The sequence below is a fragment of the Streptomyces sp. Q2 genome (assembly GCF_056820935.1).
The window spans coordinates 450027-462540 of sequence record NZ_JBXEJE010000001.1; the positions used below are offsets into that span (position 1 = coordinate 450027).

At 70.4% G+C, this 12514-nt stretch carries 11 protein-coding genes; 9 read left to right on the forward strand and 2 right to left on the reverse strand.

The genetic code is table 11. The features are described 5' to 3' along the window. Positions 1-76: 76 nt before the first annotated feature. From ACWBNA_RS02115 to ilvD, 3 genes are all read left to right on the forward strand, one after another. On the forward strand, positions 77-901 hold the full coding sequence (locus tag ACWBNA_RS02115) for a sugar phosphate isomerase/epimerase family protein (protein ID WP_482701642.1): 825 nt from the start codon (positions 77-79) through the stop codon (positions 899-901). After that, the gene (locus tag ACWBNA_RS02120) at positions 898-1503 is read left to right on the forward strand and encodes a TetR/AcrR family transcriptional regulator (protein ID WP_482701644.1); all 606 of its coding nucleotides are present in this window, start codon (positions 898-900) and stop codon (positions 1501-1503) included. The genes ACWBNA_RS02115 and ACWBNA_RS02120 overlap by 4 nt, the downstream gene beginning before the upstream one ends. Positions 1504-1658: 155 nt before the next feature. After that, on the forward strand, positions 1659-3512 hold the full coding sequence (ilvD, locus tag ACWBNA_RS02125; RefSeq protein WP_482701646.1) for a dihydroxy-acid dehydratase: 1854 nt from the start codon (positions 1659-1661) through the stop codon (positions 3510-3512). A 103-nt stretch (positions 3513-3615) separates the two neighbouring features. On the opposite strand, the gene ACWBNA_RS02130 is transcribed toward ilvD, so the two are convergent. Further along, positions 3616-5706, reverse strand: coding sequence for a serine/threonine-protein kinase (locus ACWBNA_RS02130; RefSeq protein WP_482701648.1), 2091 nt, complete (start codon positions 5704-5706; stop codon positions 3616-3618). Between the two features lie 183 nt (positions 5707-5889). Between ACWBNA_RS02130 and ACWBNA_RS02135 the strand changes: the two genes are divergently transcribed. The 6 genes from ACWBNA_RS02135 (at position 5890) to proC (ending at position 10929) form a co-directional block, all read left to right on the forward strand. Further along, positions 5890-6219, forward strand: a complete 330-nt coding sequence (locus tag ACWBNA_RS02135; RefSeq protein ID WP_482701650.1) for an SH3 domain-containing protein — start codon at positions 5890-5892, stop codon at positions 6217-6219. 93 nt (positions 6220-6312) lie between these two features. Then, positions 6313-6738: an EamA/RhaT family transporter gene (locus ACWBNA_RS02140; protein WP_482701652.1), complete on the forward strand. Its 426-nt coding sequence runs from the start codon at positions 6313-6315 to the stop codon at positions 6736-6738. Between the two features lie 776 nt (positions 6739-7514). Continuing rightward, a complete protein-coding gene (locus ACWBNA_RS02145) occupies positions 7515-8279 on the forward strand; it encodes a class I SAM-dependent methyltransferase (protein ID WP_482701654.1) in 765 nt (254 codons plus the stop codon). 63 nt (positions 8280-8342) lie between these two features. Next, a complete protein-coding gene (locus tag ACWBNA_RS02150; protein ID WP_482701655.1) occupies positions 8343-9200 on the forward strand; it encodes an ABC transporter ATP-binding protein in 858 nt (285 codons plus the stop codon). Beyond that, entirely contained in the window at positions 9197-9988 is a 792-nt protein-coding gene (locus ACWBNA_RS02155) for an ABC transporter permease (protein WP_482701657.1), read from the forward strand. The genes ACWBNA_RS02150 and ACWBNA_RS02155 overlap by 4 nt, the downstream gene beginning before the upstream one ends. 131 nt (positions 9989-10119) lie before the next feature. Beyond that, on the forward strand, positions 10120-10929 hold the full coding sequence (proC, locus tag ACWBNA_RS02160) for a pyrroline-5-carboxylate reductase (RefSeq protein WP_482701659.1): 810 nt from the start codon (positions 10120-10122) through the stop codon (positions 10927-10929). 38 nt (positions 10930-10967) lie between these two features. Here proC and trpS read toward each other — a convergent pair whose 3' ends face one another. After that, positions 10968-12008, reverse strand: a complete 1041-nt coding sequence (gene trpS / locus ACWBNA_RS02165; RefSeq protein WP_482701661.1) for a tryptophan--tRNA ligase — start codon at positions 12006-12008, stop codon at positions 10968-10970. Positions 12009-12514 lie beyond the last annotated feature (506 nt).

Here is a 12514-nt window from a genome sequence, read left to right on the forward strand (position 1 = left end):
CCCGCCGTATGGCGAACGCCACAACGGCGCAGAGCCACCCCGCACCGACCCGACCGCACCCCGTAATCTGTCCCCCATGGCAGAGCCAGTCGTACGCATTCCGGATGCGAAGGTCGCCCTGTCCACGGCCTCCGTCTACCCGGAGTCGACGGCGACCGCCTTCGAGATCGCCGCGCGCCTCGGGTACGACGGCGTCGAGGTCATGGTGTGGACCGACCCCGTCAGCCAGGACATCGAGGCGCTGCGCAGACTCAGCGACTATCACCGGATCCCGATCCTCGCGGTGCACGCCCCCTGCCTGCTCATCACGCAGCGCGTGTGGTCCACCGACCCCTGGACCAAGCTCCAGCGGGCCCAGGCGGCCGCCGAGAAGCTCGGCGCGAGCACCGTCGTCGTGCACCCGCCGTTCCGCTGGCAGCGGCAGTACGCCCGTGACTTCGTCAGCGGGATCTGGCGCATGGCGAACGAGACGGACGTACGGTTCGCCGTCGAGAACATGTACCCCTGGCGCTACCGCGACCGCGAGATGCTCGCCTACGCGCCCGACTGGGACGTGACGAAGGAGGACTACCGTCACTTCACGATCGATCTCAGTCACGCGGCGACGGCCCGTTCCGACGCCCTCCAGATGATCGACCGCATGGGCGACCGGCTCGGCCACGTCCACCTCGCGGACGGCCGGGGCTCCGCCAAGGACGAGCACCTCGTCCCGGGACGAGGCACCCAACCCTGTGCCGAGGTGCTGGACCGTCTCGCGCTGACCGGCTTCGACGGCCATGTCGTCATCGAGGTCAACACCCGGCGGGCCATGTCCAGCGCCGAACGTGAGGCCGACCTCGCCGAGGCCCTGGCCTTCGCGCGCCTTCACCTGGCCTCGGCGGCGAAGGTGCCCCGGCGGTGAACGACGTCACCGCCCGCAAGCGGGGCCGCCCCCGTCGTACGGAACCGGCCGACACCCGCGACCGCATCCTGACCGTGGCCCGCGAGGAGTTCTCCGAGCGCGGCTACGAGAAGACGTCCGTGCGGGGCATCGCGAAGGCGGCCGGGGTCGATTCGGCCCTGGTCCACCACTACTTCGGCACCAAGGAGCAGGTCTTCGAGGCGGCCATCGAGGTCGCTCTCGCCCCCGTGCTCACGGCACGCGACAAGGTCCTCGACGGCACGGCCGACGCCGTCGGCGAGCGCCTGACCCGCATGTTCTTCGGTCTCTGGGAGAACCCGGTGACCAGGACCCCGCTCCTGGCGATCGTCCGGTCGGCCATGAACAACGACACCGCGGCCACCGTCTTCCGCCGGCTGGTCTCCACACAGCTGCTGTCCCGGGTCGCGGGTGAGGTCGACGCCCCCGACGCGGAACTGCGCGCCGAGCTGGCGGCCGCGCAGCTGGTCGGCATCGCCATGCTGCGGTACGTGATCAAGGTGGAGCCGCTGGCGTCGGCGGACGTGGAGGGGATCATCGCGCGGGTGGCGCCGGTGGTGCAGGGGCATCTGACCGGCCCCTGAGGATGTCCTGGGCCCCTGGAGATGTCCCAGGGAGCGTGAGACGTGCATCCCGCATTCCGGACAACCTGTCCGCCCCCTGGATGACCGGCGTACGCTCGTTAGCAGTCAGAAGTCTCTGATCGCAGTCTCTGCAGTCCCTGAAGGAGCGAGCGACGATGCCCGAGCTGAGGTCCCGCACAGTCACCCACGGCCGCAACATGGCGGGCGCACGCGCCCTTATGCGTGCCTCCGGTGTACCCGGTGCGGACATCGGCCGCAAGCCGATCATCGCGGTCGCGAACAGCTTCACGGAGTTCGTCCCCGGCCACACCCACCTGCAGCCGGTCGGCCGGATCGTCAGCCAGGCGATCGTCGAGGCCGGCGGCATCCCGCGTGAGTTCAACACCATCGCGGTGGACGACGGCATCGCGATGGGGCACGGAGGCATGCTCTACAGCCTCCCCTCCCGCGACCTGATCGCGGACAGCGTGGAGTACATGGTCGAGGCACACTGCGCCGACGCCCTGGTCTGCATCTCCAACTGCGACAAGATCACGCCGGGCATGCTGAACGCCGCCCTGCGGCTGAACATCCCGACGGTCTTCGTCTCCGGCGGCCCGATGGAGTCCGGCCGCGCGACCCTGGTCGACGGCACGGTCCGCACGCTCGACCTGGTCGACGCGATGTCCGAGGCCGTGAACGACAAGATCTCGGACGCGGACATGCTCCGTATCGAGGAGAACGCCTGTCCGACCTGCGGCAGCTGTTCCGGCATGTTCACCGCCAACTCGATGAACTGCCTGACGGAGGCGATCGGGCTGTCCCTGCCGGGCAACGGCTCGGTCCTGGCCACCCACACCGCCCGCAAGCAGCTGTACGTCGACGCCGCGCGCACCGTCATGGACATCACCCGGCGCTACTACGAGCAGGACGACGACACGGTCCTGCCCCGCAACGTCGCCACCATCGCGGCCTTCGAGAACGCGATGGCCCTGGACATCGCCATGGGCGGCTCGACCAACACGATCCTGCACCTGCTGGCGGCGGCCCAGGAGGCGGGCGTCCCCTTCGGCCTGGAGGAGATCAACGAGGTCTCGCGCCGCGTGCCCTGCCTCGCCAAGGTCGCCCCGAACGTGGCGAAGGACCGCACGTACTACATGGAGGACGTGCACCGCGCCGGCGGCATCCCCGCCCTCCTCGGCGAACTGCACCGCGCCGGCCTGCTGCGGGAGGACGTGCACTCCGTCCACAGCCCGTCCCTGTCGGACTGGCTGAAGACGTGGGACGTCCGGGGCGGCTCGCCGTCCCCCGAGGCCCTGGAGCTGTGGCACGCGGCCCCCGGCTGCGTCCGCTCCGCCGAGGCCTTCTCCCAGTCCGAGCGCTGGGAGGCGCTGGACGAGGACGCCGAGGGCGGCTGCATCCGCTCGGCCGAGCACGCGTACTCCAAGGACGGCGGCCTCGCGGTCCTCAGGGGCAACCTCGCCGTCGACGGCTGCGTGGTCAAGACGGCCGGCGTCGACGAGTCGATCTGGACCTTCGAGGGCCCGGCGGTCGTCTGCGAGTCGCAGGAGGAGGCCGTCGAGAAGATCCTGCTGAAGGAGATCAAGGAGGGCGACGTCGTCGTCATCCGCTACGAGGGCCCCAAGGGCGGCCCCGGCATGCAGGAGATGCTCTACCCGACCTCGTACCTGAAGGGCCGCGGCCTCGGAAAGGCCTGTGCCCTGATCACCGACGGCCGCTTCTCCGGCGGCACCTCGGGGCTGTCCATCGGCCACGCCTCCCCGGAGGCGGCGTCCGGCGGCACGATCGCCCTCGTCGAGAACGGCGACCGCATCCGCATCGACATCCCGAACCGCACGATCGAGCTGCTGGTCGACGAGGCCGAACTGGCCCGCCGTGAGCAGGCCCTGGGCGGCGTCTACGCCCCCAAGAACCGCGAGCGCAAGGTGTCGGCCGCGCTGCGCGCCTACGCGGCGATGGCCACGAGCGCGGACAAGGGCGCCGTGCGGGACGTGAGCATGCTGGGCTGAGGGTTCGTTGTCAGGGGCCGTCTCCTCGGGGGCGGCCCCTTCCTCTTTCTCCGGCGCTGGAAGTCGTGCTTCTCCGGTGCCGGCAGTCGTCCTTCTAGTGGTGCTACCAGGCGGCGGGATCGTCCGCGGGGACGCCGAAGACCGTGCCGTCGGGGGCGCTCGCGTAGACGTGGCCGTCGGCGGTCACGGGGGTGGGCAGCGCGCCGGCGATCTGGTCCGAGTGGGTGTCGAGCCGCGAAGGCGTCTGCCCGAGAAGCCTGCCGCCCGCGGCATCCACCGCGAGCAGCCGCCCGTCGGGCGCGGTGACGTACACGTGCCGTCCGTCGACGACCGGCGCGGAGCCCCGGCTCACGCCTGTCTCCAGGCTCCACCGCTGCTTTCGGGCGGCCATGTCGACGGCCACCAGCGACCCGCCGGTCCCCATGAGGTACACCCGGTTCCCGCGCACGGTGCCCTGGGCCCGTTCCAGCGGCACGGCCAGTGTCACCCGTCGCGAGGTCCCGTCGTCCGGGGTGTAGCGGACCACGGTTCTCGCGTCCCCGTAGACCGCGTCGACGGCGACGAAGAACACCGATCCGCCCGAGCTGCCGACGGGCTCCAGCACCCCCTTCAGCCGCTTGTCCCACCGCACGTCCCCGGTGTCCGGGTCCACCGCGCTGACGCGCGTGCTCTTCCCGTCGTCGGACGTACTCGTGACGTACGCCAGCGGATCTCCGGCGTAGGAGGCGAAGTACGGCGCCTTGTGCCCGGGGATCCGGCGGTTCCACTTCGGGTCGCCCGACGCGCCGTCCACGCCGGTGACCGTGCCGTCGGCGCCGGTGAGCAGGAGCATGCCGCCCGCGGGCTCCAGCCCGCTGTACGCGGGCACGGTCCGCTGCCAACGCGTCCTGCCCGAAGCGGGATCGAGCGCCTCCAGGTGCCGGCTACGGTCCAGCGCGGGCTGGACGAGTCCACCCGACACGACCGGCTGCCCGTCGCGTGCTTCGGGGACGGAGCGCCGCCACAGCAGGCGTCCGTCGGACGGATCGAGGGCGAAGACCGAACCGGTCTGCCCGCAGACCAAGGTCCCCGCCCCGTAGGCGCATTGCGGTGTGCCCTTGCCGGGTGAGGCCGCCGCCTCCCACGGGCCGAACCCGGCCGACGTGGCCTGCGGGGTGCTGCTGCCCCGCGGCGCCGCGTCGTCGCCGTCGAACAGCTGGACCGAGGTCAGTGCGACGATCGCGGCGAGACCCAGCGCCCCGGCTCCCACAGCCGCCCACCTGCCCCTGCGTCTCGCGGGCAGCGGTTCGGGCTTCTCCACCCGTGGCTCCGGCGCCGGCGGGCTCTCCGTCCGCTGCGCCGGTATGAACGCCTGCGTGTCGTACGACGCCGCCACCGACCGGAGTTCCCGCATCAACTCGTCGGGCGTGGGCCGGTCCTCGGGCTCCTTGGCCAGACACCGCAGCACGAGCGGCGCGAGCGTCTCCGGTACGCCGGTCAGGTCCGGCTCGTCATGAACGACCTGGTAGGCGACGACATACGGACTGTCGGAGTCGAACGGCCCCCGCCCCGTCGCCGCGTGCACCATCACCGACCCCAGCGCGAAGATGTCGGCCGCCGGCCCCACCTCACGCGGCCGGCGGAACTGCTCGGGCGCCATGAACGGCGGCGTCCCGATCAACTTCCCGGTCTCCGTCCGCAGTTCGCTGTCCTTTGGCCGGGAAATGCCGAAGTCGATGACCTTCGGACCGTCCTCGGCGAGCAGCACGTTGCTCGGCTTGAGATCGCGGTGCACCACGCCGACCCGATGGATGTCACGCAGCGCCTCGGCCAGCCCGGCCATCAGGCGGCGCAACTGGGCAGGGCTCATGGCCCCGCTCCGCTTCACATGCTCGGACAGGGTCGGACCCGGGATGAACAAGGTGGCCATCCAGGGGCGTTCGGCCTCCGAGTCGGCATCGACGACGGACGCGGTGAAAGCCCCGCTGACCTTCCGCGCGGCAGCCACCTCCTGCCGGAACCGCCCCCTGAACTCGGGGTCCCTGGCGAACTCGGCGTGTACGACCTTCACCGCGAGCTTCATCCCCGAGGTGCTCCGCGCGAGGTGCACGACGCCCATGCCCCCGGAGCCCAGACAGGACTCCAGACGGTAGTGGCCGGCGTACTCGGGAAGTTCCGCTTCCGCGCCCGCCCCCGTGTTGCGCTGTGGCGCCATGCGACCACCCCCGTGCTCTTCATTCGCGCGCGCGACGCACGGAGCCTAGTCGATGACTCGTACGAGACAGAGGCGGCTTGCTAGCTTCTCTGTGCGAGTCGCGAACGGGTGTTTCGTGGCGCGTTTTCAGGGAATCAACGGGACCCCATGTCAGTCATGGGGTCGAACGGGGGAGGTTTTTCCATGTCTGTCGACGGCATCGAAGTGGCAGAGGGCGGGGACGCGGCGGAAGCCGTCACCATGGCGGCGGCCACGACCACGGCCCTGCGCTACTACTCGGTCGCACCAGGCGTCCGCCTGAACGTCCGCAGCGGTCCCGGCACCAACTACACCGTCGTCCGTGTCCTGGCCGAGGGCGCCAAGGTCCCGATCTTCTGCCAGGCACCGGGTACGACGGTCTCGGGTCCCTACGGCACCACGAACATCTGGGACAACATCGACAACGGCCAGTACGTCTCGGACTCCTACGTGAACACCGGCAGCGACGGCTACATCCGCCCGCGCTGCTCCTGATCCCACCGGCGTCGGGCTCGGCCGCGGCACTTGCCGCCGCGGCCGAGCCCAACCCACCGGAGCCCGCGGCTGATCCGGAGCCATAATCCACGGGTGAGCCACGAACGAGGCACCCCGCCCGCCGAACCCCTGCGCCTCTTCGGCACCACCTGGGTCGACCACGACAACGGCTACACCCTCCGCCGCATCGCCGTCTCCATCGGCTCCCTGGCCGCCGCGACCGCCTCCTGCCTGATCTTCCGCTTCGCCTACGAAGACCTCCAACTCGCCGACACCAGCGGCTTCGCGTTCGGCATCTGCAGCGGCCTCGCCTTCCGCCATACCTGGGACGGCTTCGGCGCCCGCCCCGACTCCGACCGTCAGGCCCCCCTCCGCGCTCTCCTGGCCGTCGGCTTCGTAGGCTCCCTCTTCGCCTACTTCTTCCGCTCCCTCGCGGAGGCCCCCGGCGAAAAGCTCCACCGCGCGGAGTACGAGGCTGCCCTCGAACAACACGACAAGCGCACGCCCCGCCACAGCTAGGCCGCGCCTCCCGGACCAGGCCGACCCCGTGAGAGCGGACAAGGCGACCCAGGGCCCCCGGGGGAAGGCGTGCCGACTTCTGCTCCCGGCGTCTCGGGCGATCCTTGCGGACAAGCGGGGTTCGGGCTTTGCTGCCGGCGTCTTCGGCAGGCCTTGTGGACAAGCCGGGTTCGGGCCTCTGCTCCCGGCGTCTCGGGCGAGCCGTGCGGACAAGCGGGGTTCGGGCGTTGCTGCCGGCGTCTTCGGCAGGCCTTGTGGACAAGCCGGGTTCGGGCCTCTGCTCCCGGCGTCTCGGGCGATCCTTGCGGACAAGCGGGGTTCGGGCTTTGCTGCCGGCGTCTCGGGCGATCCTTGCGGACAAGCGGGGTTCGGGCTTTGCTGCCGGCGTCTCGGGCGATCCCTGCGGACAAGCCGGGTTCGGGCCTCTGCTCCCGGCGTCTCGGGCGATCCCTGCCGACAAGCCGGGTACGGGCCCCTGCTCCCGGCGTCTCAGGCAAGCCCCCGGACCAGCCCCAGTCCCGCTCCCCTCTCACCAAAAACTCACCGCCCCCCGCCCCCGCGGAAGGCCACCATGGCTCTATGACGGCTTCCTCCCGCACCAGCCGAGCCCAGTCCTTCAACGCCGCCGCAGCCCAGTACGCCGCCAATCGCCCCTCGTACCCGCCCGCCCTCTTCGACGNGGCGTCTCAGGCAAGCCCCCGGACCAGCCCCAGTCCCGCTCCCCTCTCACCAAAAACTCACCGCCCCCCGCCCCCGCGGAAGGCCACCATGGCTCTATGACGGCTTCCTCCCGCACCAGCCGAGCCCAGTCCTTCAACGCCGCCGCAGCCCAGTACGCCGCCAATCGCCCCTCGTACCCGCCCGCCCTCTTCGACGCGATCGCGGACCTGGCCGGCAACCCCCTCACCGGCGCCCGCGTCGCCGACGTCGGGGCAGGCACAGGCATCGCGACCGCCCTCCTGCACGCCCGAGGCGCCGACGTGGTCGCCGTGGAGCCCGGCGACGGTATGGCGGCCCAGTTCCGCCGCACCCACCCCGGCATCCCGATCATCCGGGGCGACGGCAACACCCTCCCCCTGACCACCTCCTCCGTCGACTTCGTCACCTACGCCCAGGCCTGGCACTGGACCGACCCCGCCCAGTCCGTCCCGGAAGCCATGCGCGTGCTGCGCCCGGGCGGCGCGCTCGCCCTGTGGTGGAACACCGACGCCCTCGACGTGCCGTGGATCGCCGAGGCCGCGGACCGTACCGGCCGCTACTTCGGCGTGAACGTCTCCGCCGAGAAGAGGGCTGTCAACGCCCAGGTCGTCGACCCCACCGGCCGCCTCGACTTCACCCGCCGCGCGGTCCGCTGGAGCCGCCGCGTCCCCATCGACACCCACCTCGCCAACCTCGGCAGCCACTCGGTCTTCCTGGTCCATGGCGAGGAGGGGAGCGCGGCCTTCCTCGCCGAGGAGCGGAACCACCTGACGAGGACTTTCCCCGACGGAATGGTCGAGGAGGTCTACGACGTGATCCTGCTGCTGGCCACCAACCCCTGACCCTCACCCCGACTCCACCTGCGTGCTTGACGGCTCATCGCCCACAGGAGGAATATTCAGCACATGATGAATATAAATCCCGGGCCACCGGACACGGGAACAACCACCGGAGGCGACACCGAGTCCGTCAGTGCCGAGACCCCGTCCGTCCGCGCTGACGCCCCGGCCGTCCGCGCGGAAGGACTCACCGTCGTCCGAGGCCCCCGAACCGTCCTGCGCGGCCTCGACTTCACCATCCCGCGTGGCCAGATCACCGGCCTGCTGGGCCCCTCCGGATGCGGCAAGTCCACCCTGCTGCGCGCGATCGTCGGCACCCAGGCCAAAGTCACCGGCACCCTCGACGTCCTCGGCAACCCCGCCGGCCACCCCTCCCTCCGCACCCGCATCGGCTACGTCACCCAAGCCCCCTCCGTCTACAACGACCTGACCGTCCGCCAGAACCTCGACTACTTCGCCGCGATCCTCGCCCCCGGCCGCGCGTCAGCCGACCGCCGCAACGACAACGTCACCCGCGCGATCACCGACGTCGACCTCACCAGCCACGCCGACGCCCTCGCCGGAAACCTCTCCGGCGGCCAACGCAGCCGCGTCTCCCTCGCGGTCGCCCTCCTCGGCACCCCCGAACTCCTGGTCCTCGACGAACCCACCGTCGGCCTCGACCCCGTCCTCCGACGCGACCTGTGGAACCTCTTCCACGACATCGCCGCACAACGAGGAGCGACCTTGCTCATCTCCTCCCACGTCATGGACGAGGCCGAGCGCTGCCACCGCCTCCTCCTGATGCGCGAGGGCGAGATCCTCGCCGACAACACCCCGGACGCCCTCCGCACCCATACGCACTCCGACACGGTCGAAGCGGCCTTCCTCCACCTCGTCGACGAGGCCGTCGAAGCCGGCCGCAGGAAGGAGTCGACCCGATGAGTACGACGACCAGCCCGACGCGCCCGAGCACCCCCGCCGCCACCAGCGCCCTGAACACCACCCGCACCATCGCCACCGCGGCCCGGGTACTGCGCCAGCTCCGCCACGACCCGCGCACGATCGCGATGCTGATCCTCATCCCCTGCGTGATGCTGCTCCTGCTGCGCTATGTCTTCGACGGCAGCCCGCGCACCTTCGACAGCATCGGCGCCTCCCTCCTCGGGATCTTCCCGCTGATCACGATGTTCCTCGTCACCTCCATCGCCACCCTGCGCGAACGCACCTCCGGCACCCTCGAACGCCTCCTCGCCATGCCCCTCGGCAAAGGCGACCTCATCGCCGGCTACGCACTCGCCTTCGGCACCCTCGCGATCATCCAGTCCGCCCTCGCCACCGGCCTCGCCGTGTGGTTCCTCGACCTGGACGTCACCGGCAGCCCCTGGCTCCTCCTTCTCGTCGCCCTCCTCGACGCCCTGCTCGGCACCGCCCTCGGCCTCTTCGTCTCGGCCTTCGCCGCCTCCGAGTTCCAGGCCGTCCAGTTCATGCCGGCGGTGATCTTCCCCCAACTCCTCCTCTGCGGCCTCTTCACCCCCCGCGACAACATGCACCCCGTCCTGGAGGCCATGTCCAACGTCCTCCCCATGTCCTACGCGGTCGACGGCATGAACGAAGTCCTCCGCCACACCGACATGACAGCCGCCTTCGTACGCGACGCACTGATCGTCGCGGGCTGCGCACTACTCGTCCTCGGCCTGGGCGCGGCCACCCTGCGCCGCCGCACCGCATGACCCATCCCAGCCCGACCGCCGCGAGCGAAGGAGGCCACCGACACGTCCGCCTTCCGGACAGCCGAGCCGCACCCCCACCCCCGGTGCGAGGATGAACCCCGGACGACGCACCCCCGGAGGGCACCCCAGCCATGACCCAGAAAGTCGCAGTCCTCGGCACCGGCAAGATCGGCGAAGCCCTGCTCAGCGGAATGATCCGCGCCGGCTGGGCCCCGGCCGACCTCCTGGTCACCGCCCGCCGCCCCGAGCGAGCCGAAGAACTCCGCACCCGCTACGGAGTCGCCCCGGTCACCAACGCGGAGGCCGCCAAGACCGCCGACACCCTGATCCTCACGGTCAAGCCGCAGGACATGGGCACCCTCCTCGACGAACTCGCCCCGCACGTCCCCGCCGACCGCCTGGTCATCAGTGGCGCCGCGGGCATCCCCACCTCCTTCTTCGAGGAGCGCCTCGCCCCAGGCACCCCGGTCGTCCGCGTCATGACGAACACCCCCGCACTCGTCGACGAGGCGATGTCCGTCATCTCCGCCGGCACCCACGCCACCGCCGACCACCTCGCCCACACCGAGGAGATCTTCGGCGCCGTCGGCAAGACGCTCCGCGTCCCCGAATCCCAGCAGGACGCCTGCACGGCCCTCTCCGGCTCCGGCCCGGCGTACTTCTTCTACCTGGTCGAAGCCATGACGGACGCCGGCATCCTCCTCGGCCTGCCCCGCGACAAGGCCCACGACCTGATCGTCCAGTCCGCGATCGGCGCCGCCATCATGCTGCGCGACAGCGGCGAACACCCGGTCAAGCTCCGCGAGAACGTCACCTCCCCCGCGGGCACGACCATCAACGCCATCCGCGAACTCGAGAACCACGGCGTACGAGCCGCACTCATCGCCGCCCTCGAAGCCGCCCGCGACCGCAGCCGCGAACTGGCCTCCGGCAACAGCTGACGCCGCGGCCCCCGAACAAGGGGGCCGCACGCCGGCCCTCACCCGGCGGCGGCCGCGCCCATCACCGTCTCCGAAGCAGCGGCGACCGCAGGCAACAGCCCGATCGCCCGATACGCGTCATCGACGGTCGGCCGCGCCATGGCCCTGGCCCTCTCAGCCCCATCCCGCAGCACCCCCTCCACATAGCCAGGATCCGCGCACAACTCCTTGTGCCTCTCCTGCACGGGCCTGAGAACCTCGACCACCGCCTCCGCGGTGTCCTTCTTCAAAGCGCCGTACGACTCATATACACCGCTCAGGTCAGATGGGTTCCCATCCGTACAGGCGGCGAGGATCTCCAGCAGATTGGCCACCCCCGGCCGAGCATCCCGGTCGTACACGACCTCCTGCCCACTGTCGGTCACGGCCCGCAGCACCTTCTTGCGCACGGCCTCCGGTTCGTCCAGCAGATAGACGATCCCCGACCCGACGTCCTCGCTCTTGCCCATCTTCGACGTCGGGTCCTGCAGGTTCATCACCCGAGTCGCCACCGCCGGATGCGTGGCCCGGGGCACCACGAAGGTGTGCCCGTACCGTTGGTTGAACCGCACCGCCAGATCCCGCGCCAGCTCCACATGCTGAGCCTGATCGTCCCCGACCGGCACCTCGTCGGTCCCGTACGCCAGGATGTCCGCCGCCATCAGCACGGGATACGTCAGCAGCGACAGCCGCACACTCCCGCCCCGCTCCCGCTCGCGCCCGGCCTTCTCCTTGTACTGGATCATCCGCCGCATCTCGCCGTCCGTGGCCACGCACTCCAGCAGATACGACAGCCGCGCGTGCTCATCCACATGACTCTGTACGAAGATGGTGCACAGCTCCGGATCAAGTCCCGTCGCCAGCAGCAAGGTCGCCGCCTGCCTGCTGAGCCGGCGCACCCGCGCCGGATCGTGGTCCACGGTCAGCGCGTGCAGATCGACGATGCAGAACAGCGCATCGGCCTGGTGCTGATCGACGGCGGCCCACCGCCGCATGGCCCCGAGGTAGTTCCCCAGCGTCAGATGCCCCGTCGGTTTGACCCCGCTGAATACCCGCGTCATCTCTCCACCTCCTGGTCGAGACCGCCGTCCCGGCCGGCCGACCCTCTGGAGCTCTGGAGGGAGAAACGAAAACGGCCGCCGAGGCGGCGGCCGTTGAGTGCATACGTGAGCACGGCCGCCGTCAGGCGGCCCACCACAGTTGGGTGCACGTACGCGTGGTCATGCGGCCCAGACTACGCCTCCAGGGCACCGCACGAGCCGAAGTTGACACACCCCGGGCCGCTCCGTACTGTTCTCCGAGTTGTCCGACGTGAGCGCCGACTCCGGTCGGTCCCCGGACAGCCATTCCGCAAGTACCAGCCAACTCTCGACGAGCAGTGTCCTGCCGTCGCGTCATTGGCATGTGTATTCGCGAAATGAGGAATCCGCGTTCGAAAGGACGCAGCCCCGATTAGCGTCGGGACCAGGGAATCCGCTAAAGTCTCACTCGTCGGAACGGCCCAGCGGCCGCGAGGACAAGCCCCTCTGACTGGGAGTCAGGCCCGAAAGGATCTGATAGAGTCGGA